Origin of the sequence: Arcticibacter svalbardensis MN12-7, assembly GCF_000403135.1 — a bacterium.
Taxonomy (GTDB): Bacteria; Bacteroidota; Bacteroidia; order Sphingobacteriales; family Sphingobacteriaceae; genus Arcticibacter; species Arcticibacter svalbardensis.
This window is the reverse complement of record NZ_AQPN01000133.1, coordinates 1-19,635: the sequence shown is the minus strand read 5'-3', so window position 1 is coordinate 19,635 and position 19,635 is coordinate 1. Positions and strand designations below refer to the sequence as shown.

The 19,635-nt window shown below is 38.5% G+C and carries 13 protein-coding genes; all 13 read left to right on the top strand.

Going from position 1 to position 19,635, the window contains the following annotated elements; all coding sequences use genetic code 11:
- Positions 1-204 precede the first annotated feature (204 nt).
- A complete protein-coding gene (locus ADIARSV_RS17695) occupies positions 205-1,374 on the top strand; it encodes an ATP-binding protein (protein ID WP_016197016.1) in 1,170 nt (389 codons plus the stop codon).
- Positions 1,375-1,982: 608 nt separating this feature from the next.
- Positions 1,983-2,165 carry a hypothetical protein gene (locus ADIARSV_RS20815; protein ID WP_052017050.1) on the top strand — a complete coding sequence of 61 codons (183 nt, stop codon included), beginning with the start codon at positions 1,983-1,985 and terminating at the stop codon, positions 2,163-2,165.
- A gap of 573 nt (positions 2,166-2,738) precedes the next feature.
- Complete coding sequence (locus ADIARSV_RS17685; RefSeq protein ID WP_016197014.1) at positions 2,739-3,311, top strand: sigma-70 family RNA polymerase sigma factor; 573 nt, start codon at positions 2,739-2,741, stop codon at positions 3,309-3,311.
- A 222-nt stretch (positions 3,312-3,533) separates the two neighbouring features.
- A complete protein-coding gene (locus tag ADIARSV_RS17680; RefSeq protein ID WP_016197013.1) occupies positions 3,534-4,448 on the top strand; it encodes a FecR domain-containing protein in 915 nt (304 codons plus the stop codon).
- Between the two features lie 161 nt (positions 4,449-4,609).
- Positions 4,610-7,888, top strand: a complete 3,279-nt coding sequence (locus ADIARSV_RS17675) for a SusC/RagA family TonB-linked outer membrane protein (protein WP_152439936.1) — start codon at positions 4,610-4,612, stop codon at positions 7,886-7,888.
- 80 nt (positions 7,889-7,968) lie between these two features.
- A complete protein-coding gene (locus ADIARSV_RS17670; RefSeq protein ID WP_235048443.1) occupies positions 7,969-9,357 on the top strand; it encodes a RagB/SusD family nutrient uptake outer membrane protein in 1,389 nt (462 codons plus the stop codon).
- Positions 9,358-9,423: 66 nt separating this feature from the next.
- Positions 9,424-11,997: a zinc-dependent metalloprotease gene (locus ADIARSV_RS17665; RefSeq protein ID WP_016197010.1), complete on the top strand. Its 2,574-nt coding sequence runs from the start codon at positions 9,424-9,426 to the stop codon at positions 11,995-11,997.
- 30 nt (positions 11,998-12,027) lie between these two features.
- Complete coding sequence (locus ADIARSV_RS17660; protein WP_016197009.1) at positions 12,028-13,671, top strand: amidohydrolase; 1,644 nt, start codon at positions 12,028-12,030, stop codon at positions 13,669-13,671.
- 33 nt (positions 13,672-13,704) lie between these two features.
- Positions 13,705-15,333 carry an amidohydrolase gene (locus tag ADIARSV_RS17655; protein WP_235048442.1) on the top strand — a complete coding sequence of 543 codons (1,629 nt, stop codon included), beginning with the start codon at positions 13,705-13,707 and terminating at the stop codon, positions 15,331-15,333.
- Positions 15,334-15,428: 95 nt separating this feature from the next.
- On the top strand, positions 15,429-16,058 hold the full coding sequence (locus ADIARSV_RS17650; protein ID WP_016197007.1) for an ABC transporter ATP-binding protein: 630 nt from the start codon (positions 15,429-15,431) through the stop codon (positions 16,056-16,058).
- 4 nt (positions 16,059-16,062) lie between these two features.
- Positions 16,063-17,304 carry an ABC transporter permease gene (locus ADIARSV_RS17645; protein WP_016197006.1) on the top strand — a complete coding sequence of 414 codons (1,242 nt, stop codon included), beginning with the start codon at positions 16,063-16,065 and terminating at the stop codon, positions 17,302-17,304.
- Positions 17,305-17,308: 4 nt separating this feature from the next.
- Complete coding sequence (locus tag ADIARSV_RS17640) at positions 17,309-17,755, top strand: hypothetical protein (protein WP_016197005.1); 447 nt, start codon at positions 17,309-17,311, stop codon at positions 17,753-17,755.
- A gap of 355 nt (positions 17,756-18,110) precedes the next feature.
- On the top strand, positions 18,111-19,616 hold the full coding sequence (locus ADIARSV_RS17635; RefSeq protein ID WP_016197004.1) for an amino acid permease: 1,506 nt from the start codon (positions 18,111-18,113) through the stop codon (positions 19,614-19,616).
- Positions 19,617-19,635 lie beyond the last annotated feature (19 nt).

The following is a 19,635-nucleotide window of genomic DNA, read 5'->3' as shown; positions in this document are numbered from 1 at the left end:
TATTAAAATAAAACTAAACTTTTACATGTTGACTATTTGCCCATTGGCGATTGAAAGAGTTAGGTATAGTAGAATCAAACTTTATGTAAATCTGCAATTAAAGTTATGTAAATCAACTTTTTATTTTATGTATATTTCGTTTATATTTTATGTATATTGTAACCGAAGGTATACTTACCTCTCTTTTATGCAACCGATGTTGATATGAAAAATTTCATTCCAAGGCAAATTGCCCCCCTGATTAAAGCACAGCAATCCAAATTTCCAGTATTAGCGATTACTGGTCCAAGGCAATCTGGTAAAACAACTATGTTAAAGGAACTATTCCATGATTATCGATACATCTCACTTGAAGACCCAAATACTCGGGCGTTTGCTACAGAAGATCCGATAGCATTCCTAAACCAATATGATAATAAGGTAATCCTCGATGAAGTGCAGCTCGTCCCGGAATTGTTTGCCTACATCCAGAGCCGTGTCGATGAATCCCATATTATGGGTCAGTATATTCTTTCAGGATCACAGAACTTTCACCTACTTAATAATATTACACAGACACTGGCTGGAAGGGTTGCACTCTTCAAACTACTTCCTTTCGATTTTGAAGAACTAAAATCGAATAATATGCTAGGTGAATCGGCTACTGCAGTTGCTTTGAAAGGATTTTACCCTGCAATCTACGACCGTGATATAGACCCTATAGTTTTTTATTCTAACTATATCCAGACCTATATTGAAAAAGATGTTACTGAACTTATGAATATCCGCGATTTGAAGGTGTTTAGAACATTTTTAGGCCTGTGTGCCGGAAGGGCCGGACAGCTATTAAATGTTAGTGCCCTTGCCAACGAATGCGATATTTCAAGTAGTACCGCCAAAGCATGGCTCTCTATATTGGAAAGTAGTTATATTATCTTTTTACTGCAGCCTTATCACCAAAACTTCAATAAACGTTTAGTCAAAAGTCCAAAGCTTTACTTCTATGATACGGGTCTGCTCAATTTTCTAATGGGAAATAAAACCGCTGTTGATCTCGAAGAGAACCGGTTAAAAGGCAACATATTCGAAAATATGATCATGGCAGAATATCAGAAAAAGAACCAACACCAATACCTGCATGAAGATTATTACTTCTGGCAGGACAGCAATGCCAATGAAGTAGATTTGCTGATAAAGAAAGGTCAGGGTTTCTCCATATTTGAGATCAAAGCCACGCAAACGGTTGCCTCAGGCTTATTTAAGCAAATGGATCGGTTTGAAAATTTAGCCGCTCCTGCAAAGGTAGAAAAGACACTCATTTATGGAGGATCGCAAAACGAAAAGAGAACGCATTACAATGTAATCAGCTGGCGTAACCTATCAGATCCTATTTAAAGTAGCTGAGCTGTTAATCAATTGTTTGTTAAATTGTATTATATATTTGCTTGAGCCATGATTTTAAATCAAATAAACAACATAACAAAGCTATACTGATTGTAATTCAAAGCAGGAACAAGCTAGTAAAAATCCGGTGTAAGTCCGACTTAAATGAGCTAAAGTGGGACTCATACTGGATTCTTACTGCATTCTTATTAGAATCATTAACTCTTATTTACAATTAATATCTTTTCGGGTGACGGTTTTCAATCATAAACCTGAAGCGTTCAGGATGTTTTGAAATCAGCCAAATCATATCAAAACGGTATAAAGTGAAGCTCTTTTTGTAATCGAATTTTTAAAGTCTACAGGATGCTACAGGTTGCAGAAACGGATATAAGAACGTAGAATCGTATAAAGTATCATTCTTAACCTAAAAAGGAATTTAAGTTTTACACTTTTCTTAATTGGTGATTCTACCGTTAAAAACGGAAAGGTGATGGGTCATTAGATGGGGTAGTTTTGTAAACGAGCGTTTTGATATCACAAAGATCAGTATAGAAAATGATGCACTTAGAGGTACAAGCAGCAGAACGTTCAGGACACGAGGTCTTTGGGATTCTGTATTGAAAAAGCTCAAACCTGAAGATTATATCATTATGCAATTCGGACATAACGATGGAAGTCCTTTAGATGATACTGCCCGTGCGCGTGGAATGATCAAGGGAGTAGGTGATGAGTTTAAAGAGATTTATAATCCCATAATCAAGCAGCAGGAAGTGGTACTGTATAAGTTGATTATCTACTGATCAATTTGTGCCAGCATTTTTCTATTACTTAATGCAAATTGTGCTTAAATTTACCTCTAGTGTTATAATATGATGGGCTTATTTTATTATATGTATTAATTTCATGCTTTCTTTCTGCTAAAATTGATAATATCTAGATAAATAGACATTTTTTTCAGAATTAAACTGTCTTTTTGATTAATAAACTCAAGTTTCCATCTAAAATTTCTTTTTAAATCTAATATTGTATTGTTTGATGTTAAATATGTGACTATTTGGATAATTTATTATGATTATTTCTAAATGTTACGCTATTGGATGTTTTAGTGATAAATATTCTGAATAAAACAATGATATAAAGCATTTTTACCTGTTTTTATGATAAACTCCGAATATTATTCTTTACGGATAGTTTTAAAATTAATCTTTTTCATAAAATTTGCTGTTTATATTGAATATAATGTAATTATCTAGTCGTAAATTGATAAATAATTCAATATATTTAGGTTTTAATACTAATTATTAGTGTTTTGTACTTGTGTTCTAATCGACAGTGATGTTTGTGTAGAGGTTAACTGGGGCTAATTTTTATCCATGAGTAGAAGATTAAGATTTTTAAGAGTGCAACAGATTGCAAAGAGTGAGGATGCTGAATTAGTAGGAATATTGTCAGAAGGTTTTGAGAGCCTCTATTGGAATTACCACCAGCTTATTTATTTAAACATTTATAAGTTCGTTAAGAACAAGGAAGAGTCTCAGGACATACTTCAAGATGTTTTTGTTACGCTTTGGGAGAGCAGAGCAATGATTAAGGAGCAGTCTGTCAGTGGGTGGTTATTTGTTATTAGTTTCAACAAAGCGTTGAATCATATCAAGAAAAAACAAAGGATCACTGCAGTTCAGGACCAGGTAGCATCTGCCTATATTTCCTCTCATGAAAGGGAAGAAGATACACTTGATGGTTATTATCAGATTTTGAAATCAGCTATCGCGGATTTGTCACCTCAAAAGCAAAAAGTATTTAAGCTTTGTAAGTTGGAGGGAAGAAGCTATGAAGAGGCGGCTGAAGAATTAAACATCTCCAGACACACGGTCAAAGAGTATTTGTCATTAGCCATGTTTTCTGTTCGGGATGCTTTTAAAACTTCAACAGGTTTATATTATTAATATGCATCAGCATATAACATTAATTTTTCACCCTCAAATCAGGTATTTTGATACTTTTTCTTAAATTCTAAAGATAAGATTGAATATTAGTTTTGTAGACTTTGTATTAATTAAGATCATCTATTGAATAATTTTCAAGGAAATAAACAAAACTCTAAAAAAATTTCAATTACATCCCCCCCGATTCCAATTTGAGAATGTATTTATATTAAATTACTTATTGTGGAGAAGCTAAAAGATAGGCTAAAGAAAATATTAAACGCGGAACACTTTACCTTAGAAGACAGGGATTGGTTGCTGAAGTATTTAAACAGTGCCACTGATTTCCATCTTTTTACGGATCATCTAGATGTAGATGATGAAAAGATCGAGCCGTTGCCTCGTGAAACTTCTATAAATATCCTGGCGGCAATTAAGAGTAAGATTGACACTAGGGAAAGAAGAAGATCCCGCGAAAAGATGATTGCAATAAGTATTGCTGCTTCATTTGTCTTTGTCTTGGCTAGCTGGCATTTTAATTTCCTTAACGTATTGATGCCCTCAACCAGCTATTATTCTACGGTTACGAACGCAGGGGAAATTAAGAAAATCAATCTGGTGGATGGAACGAGAATCGTTTTGAGTCCAAATAGTAAAGTTGTCTCTCCTAATCACTTTAATGGTAATTCCAGGGAAGTAACATTGATTGGGGATGCTAATTTTGAAATTAACGACAGCTTTACGCAACCCTTTATTATTCATTCAAGTAAGGTAAATGCTAAAGAAACGGGAAGGAATTTTAGTATTAGGGTTAATAGAAATCAGCAGAGTATCCAGGTATCTATTACGCAAGAGTCAGTAGATGAATCAGGTATCTTAAGGCTCGAACACAGAGAGCGTCCTTTACTGAATAAGGTAGACTTGATCTCAGTAGAGGAATTAAGCAAAGGAGCAAGTGCTTCAGATAAACATGAGTACGATATTTTTAATATTTATAACTCATACATGTTAAGAAACGCTTTCGATTCGCAGGAAAAAGTAAATAATAATGCACTTGTGGAACATGATCGTAATGTGATTCATAAAAAGCTACAATCAAAACCAGACATCATTCTACTAACAACACCAGATAAGCATCATAATCGTTTAACATCTTAAAATAGAAATATGGGATAAAAAAGAAAACTAACCCCTCAGTCCAGATTGCTCAGGACTAAGAGGATGTAATATGTAAAGCATCGAAATTGTAGACTACCTGGCCTCGGAACCGTGTGGTAGTGTTACACTAAAAATTACTTTAACAATTAAGCGATAAAATTATGAAAAATTCTCTACTTGATAGAGTTAAATTTTATGGGTTGCGGTTATCTAAAGCCTGCACAATAACATCTGTATCCATTTGTTTATTAACTTCTATCTCTTCGGCCAAAAATGTGACCACGGCGCGTTTTTCATACAAAAAGGGTACTCTTACAAACAGCACACTTAGAGTCCCTATTAAAATTACAGGCGTTGTAACAGATGAAAAAGGGGAGTCACTTCCAGGTGTTTCCATTAAAGTGAAAGGTACCACAAACGGTACAATTACAGACCTGAATGGAAAGTTTTCAATTGCTGTTGAGGATGCTAAAGCTTCACTTGTATTTGCGTACATAGGTTATGTGACCAGAGAAATAGCTGTTGGAAATCAAGTAGCATTAAAGATCAGTCTTCAACCAGACTCTAAAATATTGAATGATGTAGTGGTTGTTGGTTACGGAACTCAAACAAAGGAAGAGTTTACCGGTTCGGCCGCACGAGTTTCTGGTGAAGCACTGAAAGATGTGCCTGTTCAAAGTTTTGATCAGGGTTTAGCTGGAAAGGCTACAGGTGTAAGTATAGGTCAACCTAATGGCGTCCTAAATAATGCCCCGGTAATCCGGATTCGTGGAATTAACTCCATCTCACTAAGCTCCTACCCCTTAATAGTAGTAGATGGAATTCCAATCAATACAGGTAACAGTTCCGGAAATACGCAGGTTGCGAATAATCCGCTGGGTGATATTAATCCTGCTGACATTGAGTCTATCAATGTGCTTAAAGATGCTGCTTCGACCGCAATTTACGGATCAAGAGCAGCAGCAGGGGTTATTTTGATCACTACAAAAAGTGGTAAGTCTGGAAAACCTAAAGTAAACTATGAAGGCTGGGCAGGCCTTACCAACGCAGTGCGTTTACCTGATCTCTTAGATGCGGAGCAATTCATGCAGATTAAGAATGAAGCTGTTCTAAACTCAAAAATACTTTCTAATAATCAAAATAATTCTGCAGTTGCTTCAGAATCCTTTTTTCCTACTTATAATGAAGATGGATCTTTAGTGAATACAAACTGGTTTGATGAAGTGTATCAAACTGGTGTTTCGCAAAACCATAGTTTAAATATTTCTGGTGGTTCTGAGTCCACAAAATATTATTTTTCAACAAACTATAGTAATCAAAAGGGAATACTGAAGACGAATGAGTTTACAAGGAAGTCAGCTCGTTTTAATATTGATCATAAACTTACATCATGGGTCAAGCTAACGGCTAATGTGAATTATAATAATAGCTTAAATGAGTCGCCTCAAACAGGATCATTAGAAGGTAATGCGTTTCAAATAACTGCAATTGCCCGATTAGCTACGCTTTCTGCACCTAATGTATTTGCTAAGAACTTGGATGGATCATATAATCTGAGTACGACCAATACAATAGGGATGGGCAATAACACAGTATCGAGTAACTTTTATAATCCCGCTGCATTGTTGGAATATAATAAGTATACTTCCGAAAATGATCGTATCATTGGAAACTTTGGTGTTGACGTTACGCTGGCTAAAGACTTGGTTTACCGGTTAAGCTATGGGGTGGACAGGTTGAAAATTGAGAATAAGGCATTTGAGAGTGCGATACATGGCCCTGGATTTGCGGCTGGTGGGCAGGCCAATAATAATAGTATCCTGATTGACAACTGGAACTTAACGCATACCTTATCTTACCAAAAGTCACTTGCAGAGGTTCATAATATCTCATTACTGGCTGGATATGATATTCAAAAGTTTAATAATTCATCTTGGGGAGCGCAGCGGACAGGCTTAGCAGATGGTTTTTTCGATAGTTATGAAGGCTCATACCTGAATATTATTCCAGGCACAAATAATAATTCGCTTAGTGAAAAGGCATTTGCTTCTTTCTTTGGAAGATTAAGTTATGATTACGATAAACGTTACTTTGTCACACTGAATTACCGTCGTGACGGTAACTCTGCATTAGGAGCTGATAAAAAATACGGAAGTTTTGGCGGTGTTTCAGGAGGCTGGTCCTTATCGCAAGAAGAGTTTTACAAATCCTCTGCCTTGTCTGACATCATGAGTAGTGTACGGTTCCGTGCAAGTTGGGGTAAGGTAGGAAACGGAAATTTAAGTAACAACTATGGTTCCTTATCTCTTTATACTTCAGGTTTGTACGGTGCGGTACCGAATTTTACTTTCAGTCAGGGAGGTAACGAAAACCTAGGTTGGGAAACGAGTAAACAAACAAATGTTGGAGCCGATATCGGTTTCTTAAATGACCGGATCACTGTAGATGCGACTTATTACAATAATAATGTAGATGGCTTGATCATCAATGTTCCTCAGGCGCCGTCAAAGGGTATCCCTGGAAATGCAATTCTTCAGAATGTTGGATCGATGTATAATCGTGGATTAGAAATAGGTATCAATGCGATGGTTATGAAAAAGGGTAGTTTCACATGGAACACCAATCTGAATTATACGCATAACAAGAATATGGTAACAGAGCTCTTTGGGGCTTCCTCAGAAATTGTTGGTACCACAGCAACTACGTCAGAGACAACAAATATAACACGTGTTGGCTACTCGGTTGGAAGTCTGTATGGCGCTAGAACTGATGGTGTTAATACGGAAAACGGACAACGAATCTTTATTAACGGAGCAGGGGAGCGCATTCAATACAGTCATTCAGTTCCATCAGGACAAAGTCGCTGGACTTATTTAGATGGGTCAACTGCTACTGCGATAAGCGTTAACGATTATGCTATTCTTGGAAATGCACTACCTACGTTCTACGGTGGTTTCAATAATAATTTCAAGTACGGCAACTTTGATCTGGGTATTAACTTTACTTACTCAGGTGGAAACTATATCCAGAACGGAACGAAAGCAACTTGGAGAGATCAACGTTTCTGGAATAACACAACTGAAGTATTGTCAAGATGGACCACTGTTGGACAAGAAACAAATATTCCTAAAGTCGTAATCGGCGATCTTTTATCTAATGGCTCTTCATTCCCTATCTCAGAAAATGTAGAAAAGGCGGATTTTATCCGCTTACAAACTGCTTCGCTTGGATACAGAGTTCCAGCCAAAGTTTTAGGTAAATCAGGAATTAGTTCTGTGAGACTTTATACACAGGTTTTTAATGCATTCTTAATTACTAAATATTCAGGTCAGGATCCTGATATATCAGTAAATGGAAATACGAATACTACTCCGGGTGTCGACAAAAACTCTGTGCCACAGGGCAGGACATTCACTTTCGGCGTTAACATTGGATTTTAGTAGGATTTAAAAACATTCGATATGAAAATTATTAATAAAAAATTATTAGTACATATATTCTTAAGCTTGGCAGTATCGCTTTGAGTATAAGTGTATTGTTTACAGCCTGCGATGAAAAAGAACTATTAAACCCGCTACCTGAAACTACACTTCAAGCAGACCTGGTTTTTTCTACCCCCTCCCGGGTGCTTGCTCAGGTGAATGGAATGTATTCGGCTCTTAAAAGCGGCAATTTTTTAGGCGGCAGATATTTGATGTTAAATGACATAAGAGGAGAAGAGTTTTTAAACCGGTTGAATAATATTTTTACTGGTTATGATGCTTGGAATCATACAATTAATTCAGGCTCTAATGATGCATTAACCACCTGGAGTTCTGCTTATGTAGCCATAAACTCTGCTAACTTAGTTATTGATGGGTTAGCTGCAAATCCGGATGTTGTTCCTGCAGCTACAGCAGCGCAATATCTTGCTGAAGCTAAATTTGTAAGAGCTCTTGCTTATTATTGTCTGATTACTTTTTATGGCCAGCCTTATGTAAAGGATGCAGGTGCTTCTCCAGGAATTCCCCTTCGTTTACAAGGTCAGATGACTTCAGAAAATAATAACCTGAAAAAAAGTACAGTTGGAGAAGTTTATACCCAGATCTTAAAAGATCTGAATGAAGCAGAAGTTGCTCTTCCCTTAACGTACACTACAGCCCTTTTGAATACATCAAGAGCACATAGGAATACAGTCATAGCTCTGAAGACGAGAGTCTACCTGACCATGGGGATGAATAGTCAAGTGGTTACAGAAGCCCAAAAAATTGTGTCTGCTACTGCACCGTTTAGAGCAAGTACTGGCGTTGCAAATGCTTTGCAACCAAATATTTTAACTATTTTTTCATCAGACTATACCACTACAGAATCAATCTTTTCTATGCCAATGACTGCATTGGATTATGTATCAGGTCAAAGTTCAATAGGGTATGAGTTTAATACGAATCAGGAATATAGTTTAAATCCCTCAGGTATTTACGGAGATCCAAGTTGGCCTGCCACTGATGCTAGGAAAACACTGGTAAGGTCTAATACGACCGGAACTTATCTGACTAAGTATAAAAACCCGACTTTCCTCGATTACGTACCTGTACTGCGCTATTCTGAAGTTCTGTTGAACTATGCTGAAGCTGCCGCTAAAACTGGCGATCTTGCTAAAGGTATTGAGTTGTTAAATGTAGTTCGTAAGCGGTCTGATGCTAGTTATGTGTTTCCAGCAACAGCTATTACGACACCAGCAGCATTAACAAATACGATTTTAGTGGAAAGAAGGATTGAGTTTTTGGGTGAAGGTCTCCGATCAAACGATCTGTTGAGAAATATGCTCACTATTCCGTCTAAAGGTGTATCTCCATCTATATCACCAAGTCAACCCGAGTATATTTTCCCAATACCGAATGCTGAAATCTCAGCAAATAAAGATTTATAGTAATTGACCAGGCAACTCGCCTGGTCAATAATAATTGATTTAATCTCGATCTAAAACTGGTTGATAATGAAATTATATTTTAAAATATTTCTTGGCTTAATTGCTTTAAGTAAGCTTTCCTACGCTCAAAATTTACCATCAATGAGCAGGGGTAAAGCTGAAAATGCAGATTCTAAAGCGCAGACTCCTTCCACTCAGAATATGAAAAAGTATGAAGGATACTTCGACTTTTACTATGACGAAAAATCAGGTAAAGTTTATCTGGAAGTGGATAAACTGGATACAGAATTTCTGTACTTCCGGTCATTGTCAAATGGGGTAGGAAATGGTGGACCCGAAAGGGGGCAGGCGGCTTCTGCACTTGCGAAATTTGTGAAGATAGGGCCTAAAATCTTACTCGTAGAACCTGTTACTAATTACCGTGCAATTACGACCAATGCAGATCAGATTAAAGCGGTTGAAAACAACTTTGCAAAGTCAGTCATATTTGGTTTTGTGCCTGTATCATATTCAGGAGGCAAATATTTGATCGATTTAACTCCTTTTATTATTCGTGACAGTCAATATATTACGGCTCGACTAGGAGTAGCACGGGTAAGCGGTCCGGGCGTAGCAAATAGTGCAGCTCCTTCAGCTGGATCTTATAAATTGGATGAAACCCGTTCAATGGTCTACATAGAAAATACAAAGAATTTTCCGAAGAACACCGAGTTTGAGTCTTTGTTAACCTTCACAGGGGGGAACCCCAACGCAAACCCATATGGTAGGGGGACAGATGTCGCACCCGATCCTACGGCGATTACGATCAATATGCATCAATCATTTGTAGAGCTGCCTGATGCTGATTATGCCCCACGTAAATTTGATCCACGTTCTGCTTTTGGCATGTTTTCCTATCTTGATTTTTCGGCACCAATGACTGAGCAGATAGAAAAGAAATTTATCCGACGTCATCGTCTTCAGAAAAAGGATCCGAATGCTGCTCAAAGTGAGGCAGTGAAGCCAATTATGTATTATGTAGACCGGGGTGCTCCTGAACCGATTAAGAAAGCCCTGATAGATGGAGGTGCATGGTGGAATCAGGCTTTTGAAGCTGCAGGTTTCAAAAATGCTTTCCAGATACAAGAGCTTCCAGAAGGAGCTGATCCAATGGATATCAGGTACAATGTAGTTAACTGGATTACACGTTCGGGTAATCCTGCACGTGGATTCTCCTCTGGCGCTTCTTTCGTAGATCCACGAACAGGTGAGATCATTAAAGGGGTGGTTACCTTAGGGTCAGATCGTCACAGGCAGGATTATTTGATAGCGGAAGGGCTGTTGTTACCATACAAAAATGGAAAAACGGTTTCAAAAGAGATGGAGGAAATGTCTCTAGCACGTATAAGGCAACTTTCTGCTCATGAAATAGGGCATACGTTGGGCTTCAACCACAACTTTGCTGCTAGTTCCAAGGATAGAGGTTCTGTAATGGATTACCCATATCCTAAATTCTCCATGAAAGCAGATGGTTCTATCGATATCTCCGATGCCTACGCAGTAGGGATAGGAAGCTGGGATAAACGTGCTGTGATGTGGGGTTATACCGAATTCAAAAAAGGTACGGATGAAAACGTAGCGCTTGATAATATCATGAAGGAAACTTTAGCGCAAGGTTTTATCTATATTCCGGATATAGGTGGTAATGCGCACCCATCGTCACATCAATGGGATGATGGTGAAAATCCAATTGATCAGATGACACACATCATGAAGGTTCGTCGGAAGATACTTGATGATTTTTCTGAGAATGCTATCCCAGATGGACAACCTATGGCGACTATAGAAGAGGTATTAGTGCCTGCTTATTTATTGCATCGCTATCAGATCGAAGCAGTAGCTAAATCAATTGGAGGATTGTACTTTACACATGCGGTTAAAAACGATGGTCAAGTGGTCACGCGTATGGTTGAACCAAAAGAACAATGGCGTGCTTTTGAATCGTTGATGAGCACAATATCGCCTGAAGCGTTAGCATTACCTGAAAAATTGATTCGGAACATTCCCCCCCGTCCATCGGGATACCCTGCATCTGTGGAAACATTTAAAGGGTATACGGGACCAACCTTTGATCCGATAGCAGCAGCTGAATCTGCAGCCAGTCTGTCTCTTTCCTATATGTTGGATTCAGAACGTGCAAGTCGCCTTATTGAATACAATGGGCGGGATAGCAAGAACCCAAGTTTTATAGAGATCGCTGATAAATTAATTGCCGGAACATGGAAAGCACCAGTAGTAGAAGGCTATAAAGGCGAATTGCAGACGATGGTGAATAATCAGGTTATAAGATATTTACTTGTTTTGGCTGCAAATACCAGCACTTCCGAAGTAGTAAGAGGACAGGCACTTTATGAAATAGAAAATCTTAAACAATGGATGAACTCCAGGCTAGCCAGTGTTAAACCAGCACAGAAAGCCAACATCTTATTTGCCTTATCTCAAATGGAAGGCTTTAAGGTAGATCCTAATAAATTCCAGAGTCCTGCTCCTGTTGTTGCACCTCCGGGAGCGCCTATTGGAATGCCAGCGATGGATTTTTTGAATAATAATAGTGTGCTTAATACGGGCGGCGAATTGCCTTGTTCGTATAACAACTTCTAAGATATTACTTCAGCTTAAATAGATATTAGTATGAAAAATAACATAGGCTCACCTTTGAAAAAGGCATTCATCGGATCAATGATCTTTTTAGTATCCGGAACCTTTCTTCCTCTCTCTACCAATGCTCAAACCATTACACCTGCGAAGATAGATGCTTTAAAAACGGAATTGATGGGGGAGATAGACAAGCAACAGAAAATGACCCAAGAAATGGTTGATATGGTTTTCAGTTTTGGTGAACTTGGTTTTCAGGAGGTTGAAACATCCAAATATCTGACAGGAATACTAAAAGAAAACGGGTTTACTATTGAACAGGGAATTTCCGGAATCCCAACAGCATGGACCGCTAAATGGGGATCAGGTAAACCAGTGATTGCAATTGGGAGCGATATTGACTGTATTCCTAAAGCATCACAGAAACCTGGGGTAGCCTACCACGATCCGATCATAGAGGGTGCGCCCGGACATGGAGAAGGACATAATTCTGGTGCTCCTTTAAATATTGTAGCCATGTTGGCACTTAAAAAAATCATGCAAAGAGAAAAGCTTTCCGGAACCCTGGTATTGTGGCCTGGTGTTGCTGAAGAGCAATTGGCTACAAAAGCATATTACGTGCGGGACGGATATTTTAAAAATGTAGATGCCTGTATTTTTACACATGTGAGCAATAATTTATCAACCGGATATGGTCCAATTGGTACAAGTGGAATGATTTCAGTCAAATTCAATTTTGAGGGCGAGGCGGCTCATGCTGCAGCGGCACCATGGAAAGGTAGAAGTGCCCTTGATGCAGTTGAATTAATGAACGTTTCCTGGAATATGCATCGCGAACACATGTTAACCAGTCAAAGATCTCATTATGTTATTGTTGACGGAGGTGATCAACCCAATGTGGTTCCTTCGAAAGCATCCGTATGGTACTACTTCAGGGAACAAGATTACCCATTGGTGATGAAGATGTACAAGGATGGAATTAAGATGGCCGAAGCTGCAGCATCCATGACCGATACGAAGATGACTTATGAGGTTTTGGGCAGTGCATGGCCGGGTTACATGAATCAGCCTATTGCGGAAACCATGTACGAAAATATAAAGCAGGTAGGTTTGCCAACCTGGAGTGAGGCGGACAAGACATTAGCATTGGCGACACAAATTGAGCTGAATCCAAATGCTCCGGATCTCCAGAAAGGGTTAGCTACTACTTTAAGCCCCATTGGAAAGGCGGTTCCCGGAGCTTCTTTCAGTGGTGGTGGTTCAGATGATATCGGTGATATATCCTGGAACGTGCCCACCATTGTTCTTGGTTACCCAGCTAATATTTCCGGTTTAAAAGGGCATGATTGGGCAAGTGCAATTGCAATGGCTACTCCAATTGCGCACAAGGGTGTAACAGCTGGCGCTAAAGCGGAGGCATTGACGGTGCTCGACATGCTCGTTAAGCCTGAAATCTTAAAAGAAGCGTGGAAATACTTCAATGATGTTCAAACTAAAGATGTAAAATATACGCCCATGATTTCTAAAACGGACAAGCCTGCCGTTTCATTGAATAAAAAAATCATGAATGAATATCGTCCTGAGATGACAAAGTTTTACTATAATCCAGCCAAGTATAAGACCTACTTAGAACAATTAGGGATTAAATACCCAACTGTTCGTCCAGCAAGCAATAAGTAATCCCTTTATTTTTAATAGCAAACAGATTTTAAGATGAAAACAACTAAAAGCTTTTCTTTCCAACGCAATGTGATGTCCTATGGCGTAGTCTGCATGTTCATGTTATTTACGGCAGTTGCTCTTCCAACTCATGCTCAAATCATTTCTCCGGCAAAGCTGGATGGACTAAAAACTGAGCTGATGAAAGAAATTGACAAACAACAGAAGTCAACTCAGGAGATGGTAGATATGGTGTTCAGTTTTGCAGAGCTTGGTTTTCAGGAAGTAGAAACATCGAAGTATCTAACAGACATATTAAAGAAGAATGGCTTCGCTGTGGAAATGGGTATATCAGGTGTCCCTACTGCATGGACGGCTAAATGGGGTTCCGGAAAACCTGTAATTGCGATTGGTAGTGACATTGACTGTATTCCAAAAGCCTCTCAAAAGCCTGGTGTGGCTTATCATGATCCTATTATTGAAGGTGCACCCGGTCATGGGGAAGGTCATAATGCAGGCGAGCCGTTGAACTTAACAGCAGTATTAGCACTTAAAAAAATAATGGAACGTGAAAAGATTCCTGGAACCATAATTTTATGGCCAGGCGTTGCCGAAGAACAATTGGGAACTAAAGCCTATTATGTTCGTGACGGATATTTCAAAGATGTGGATGCTTGTATTTTTACTCATGTTGGAAACAATATGGGTACCAGCTATGGAGATGGTGGCGGGAATGGAGTTGTCTCAGTCAAATTTGACTTTGAAGGTGAAGCTGCCCATGCTGCAGGAGCACCATGGAAAGGACGAAGTGCTTTAGATGCAGTGGAATTGATGAATGTAGGCTGGAATTTTCATCGTGAGCATATGGAGACTACACAACGGTCTCATTACGTGATACCGGATGGAGGTGATCAACCCAATGTGGTCCCATCTAAAGCTTCCGTATGGTATTATTTCCGTGAGCGGTCTTATCCTAAAATCATGAAAATGTATAATGATGGTATTAAGATGGCTGAGGCTGCTGCTAAAATGACCGATACAAAAATGACTTATCAAATCCTTGGAAGTGCATGGCCTGGTCATTTCAACCAGCCAATGGCAGAAGCGATGCAAGAAAATATAAAAGCAGTCGGTTTGCCTGTGTGGACAGCTGATGATCAAACATTGGCCCGTGCTATTCAAAAGGAGTTGAAGTCGCCTGAAGAAGGTTTAAGTTCCACGATCAGTGCATTGGCGGCACCTGCTATTTCTACATCAGCTGGTGGTGGCGGATCGGATGATATTGCTGATATTTCATGGAATGTTCCAACTATCGTATTGCGGTTTCCATCAAATATACCAGGACTTCCTGGACATCATTGGGCAAATGCAATTGCTATGGCTACACCTATTGCGCATAAAGGGGTAACGGCCGGAGCAAAGGCAGAAGCGATGACTCTTTTGGATATGTTTACTAATCCTGAAGTTCTCAAAAGTGCAAAGACTTATTTTACTGATGTTCAAACAAAAGACACTAAATATGTTCCCCTTATATCGAAGACAGATAAGCCAGCAATTCATCTTAATAAGAAGATTATGGATGAATTCAGACCTGAAATGAAAAAGTTCTATTACAACCCGGCTAAATATAAAACGTATATGGAGCAATTGGGAATCAAATATCCTACTGTTAAAAAGAATTAGTTTGCATACCCGTAGTAGTGGCTTTTCATTACTACGGGTATGCAAACTAATTTCATATAAATTAGTCCTACTTATCCATAAATCAATACGTTACGATGATATCTATCAAAGGGGTTCATTACAGTTACAATGAAGATAATAGCTTTTCATTTAAGGATTGGGTTGTAAACGCCGGAGAACAATGGTTATTGCTTGGTAATTCTGGTTGTGGAAAGTCCACGCTTCTTCATATCATAACGGGAATTCTTGCACCCGACAAAGGAGATGTAGTGATCAACGATACTAATTTGTATCATCAGTTATCTAATAAAGAAAGGGATCGGTACAGAGGTCAGCATATCGGGATCGTATTTCAACAGGCTCATCTTATAAAAAGTTTTACGGTAGAAGAAAATCTCATAATGGCTCAATCATTTGCCGGTCTTCCTGTAAATAAAACAAGAATAGATGAGGTGCTTAAATCTTTAGCGGTTCATAATAAAACGAAAAGTTATCCCAATGAATTAAGTCAAGGTCAGTTACAGCGTGTTTCAATTGCAAGGGCTGTTATCAATAAACCAGCTTTACTGATAGCAGATGAACCTACATCCAGTCTGGATGATACGAATACGAAGGCTGTATTAGCACTCCTGATGAGCCAGTCCGCATTAAATCAATCCACTTTAGTGGTAGCAACACATGACAAGAGAGTGAAGGATTTTTTTTCTAACGCATATTTAATGTAATGGTATGAGGTTAATCACGATCAGTTGGAAAAATCTGTTATCCAATCCGCTTACCTTCTTGCTAAATTGTCTGTTAATCTCCTTTGGCGTCGGCATACTAACCCTATTGCTGATTTCTTCCACACAGTTTAAAGATAAATTAGAAAATAACTCGAAAGATATCGACTTGGTAGTAGGTGCAAAAGGAAGCCCTCTTCAATTGATTTTAAGTAGTATCTATTATATTGATTTTCCTACGGGTAATATTTCCTTAACGGATGCGCAGGAGTTAGCACGCAATCCTATGGTTAAGCGCGCTGTACCATTAGGTTTAGGTGATAATTATAATGGCTTTCGCATTGTTGGCACAGATACCAGCTTCATTAATCTATATGATCTTAGTTTGGCAAAGGGTAACTACTGGTCTAAAGAATTTGAAGTCACAATAGGGGCATCTGTATCCTCTTCTTTGAATCTTAAAGTTGGCGACAAGTTCTTTGGATCTCATGGTCTTACTTCCGATCAGGATGAACATAAAAGTCATCCATACATTGTATCGGGTGTTTTAACCCTTCAGGGAAATGTAACCGACAATCTTATCCTTACTGATTTGTCCAGTATTTGGAGTATGCATGATGAAGGAGAAGAATCTGAACATACGTCTACAGCGAATAGCGAAGCTTTTTCACATGGAGAAGCAGCCGTAGAATCAAAAGATACAGGATCAAAAGAAATCACTTCCCTATTGATCCAGTATTACTCGCCCATGTCTGTTGTCCTGTTTCCACGGTTTGTAAACAAGTCAACCAATATGCAGGCAGCATCTCCAGCCTTAGAAAGCGCTCGTTTATTTTCTATTATTGGAATTGGAATAGATACATTGAAATGGTTTGCTGGCTTTATCATGTTCATTGCGACTGTCAGCGTCTTTGTAAGTGTATACAATTCGCTTAAGGAACGTAAATATGATTTAGCAGTTATGCGAATCATGGGTGCTTCAAAAGAAAAGATATTCTTAATTATCATCATGGAAGGCGTATTGCTGACTTGTATTGGCTCTATAGCAGGGATTCTTCTAGGGCATTTCTTGCTTGAAGTTATAGGCAACAGCCAAGGTGTAACACAAACCAGATTAACAGGGGTCTATCTTATGTTCGATGAAATTTATTTAATAATCACAGGTATATGTATAGGGATCGTTGCTGCAATCATTCCTGCAATACAGGCATATAGGTCTGATATCGCTAAAATCATATCTAAAAATTAATAGTATGAAACTAAAAGCTGTTGTGTTTAGTGTTATGTTTTTTGGATGCTACATGCTCGCGCATGCCCAGGCTCCTACTCATGTTCCATTGATGAATGATACATGGCGACTCATTGCACAAAAAAAGTATGTAAAAAATGCCCAGTATAAGATGGTTCCTTCTTTCCCTAAGAAATTAGAAGACCTGGAAAATAAAGTTCTCGAGTTTAGTGGTTATCTCATACCCTTAAAAGCAGAAATGGAATACACTAATTTTATGCTTGCAGTGGTACCTTATGATCAGTGTGCTTATTGCGGACAGGGAGATGTGCCTTCCATGATCGAGGTATATGCAAAAAAAGGAGTTAACGCATCGGATCGTCCGGTTAAAATACGAGGTAAGTTAGTGTTGAATAAAACGGGCGATAAACGCTCTGAGATTTTTCTCATGGATGCTGAACTCATTAATTGAGTCCAGTTTAGCATTAATCCCGCAAAGCCAATGCTTAAAGTCAACTTGGGCCAATTAACGCAATTCTTTTAATGCTCTTATTTGAATAAGAAAATTTAATTTTCTATAGAATGATAAAAAATAGCTATAAATCAAATGATGTGACTAATTTTAACGATTAGGTAGCATTACCCTGATGTTTATAAAAAATTTGAAGTAAGAAGCTGTCTTTAGCATGAATTTGATACCTGAATCGCTGTTTTTAATAAAAAATTCATATTGTTTTCAGTATTTATAAATGAAAACGATACATTAGTTCAAAAATTAGCAGATTTTAAACAGAATAACTATTAAATAAGAAATTTTAACATACAAAATGAAATTTAAAAAACCTCTTGATTCACTATTAAAGGAAGCATCGGAAACTGGAGAAGGAACTCTTAAGCGTACGTTAAGTGCGGGTAACCTGGTTGCATTAGGTATAGGAGCTATTATAGGAGCCGGTCTTTTTGTACGGACAGCTGCAGCCGCGGCTGATCATGCCGGTCCATCCGTAACCCTATCTTTTATACTGGCTGCCGTCGGTTGCGGACTAGCAGGATTATGCTACGCAGAATTTGCATCTATGATTCCAATTGCCGGATCTGCTTATACCTATTCTTATGCTACCATGGGTGAGGTTGTAGCCTGGGTTATCGGTTGGGATTTAGTACTGGAATATGCAGTAGGAGCGGCTACGGTCTCTATTGCCTGGTCTGAATATTTGAATAAGCTCTTAGAGACGTTTGGTGTCTCGATACCCTATGCCTTTTGTCATTCACCTTTTCAGGTGTCGCCAGATGGGGTAAATGGAATGATTAATCTGCCTGCTTTGTTTATTGTTGCAGTGCTTTCTTTGGTGTTAATTAAAGGTACCAAGGAATCAGCTAATATCAATGGGATCATTGTGATCCTTAAGGTGGCTATCGTGGTCGTGTTCATCGTGATTGGCTGGTCATACATGAACCCTGTCAATCATGCTCCTTACATTCCTGTAAATATTGGTGAGCAAGAATTCTTTTCAGGCAAAAAGCATTTCCTGGATTATTTTGAGAACGACTTTGGGAAGTTTGGAATGAGTGGAATTGTCAGTGGAGCAGGTGTAGTTTTCTTTGCTTTCATCGGTTTTGATGCTGTTTCTACTGCTGCACAGGAGGCGAAAAATCCCAAAAGAGATATGCCTATCGGGATCCTTGTATCCCTGGTGATCTGTACTATATTATACGTATTGTTTAGTCATGTACTGACTGGCGTTGCAAATTATCATGAATTCGCCACAGCGGGAAAAGAGGCTTCTGTGGCCTATGCTATTGAAACCTATATGCATGGATACGGTTGGCTTTCTATTTTAATCACAGTGGCTATCCTTGCCGGATTCTCTTCGGTTATTTTAGTTATGTTGCTTGGACAGTCACGTGTGTTCTTCTCTATGTCAAAAGATGGTCTTGTACCGAAAGTGTTTTCTGAAGTACATCCTAAATATCAAACGCCATATAAATCAAATCTTATATTTTTAGTATTTGTTGGTTTATTTGCTGCTTTTGTACCTGGAGATGTGGTGGGTGATATGACGAGTATTGGTACCTTGTTTGCGTTTGTTCTTGTTTGTATTGGTGTTATTGTGATGCGTAAGAGTGATCCGAATACACCACGTCCTTTCAGAACACCATGGATGCCTGTACTTCCTATAATTGGAGCATTGGCGTGTATTTTAATGATGATTGGTTTAGGGAAGCACAATTGGGAACGTTTAATTGTATGGATGCTGATTGGTTTTGTGATTTACTTTAGCTATAGTATTAAACATTCTGTAGTGAGAAACAAGGAAAATAAAGAGATCTAAATCTCTTTATTAATCCATC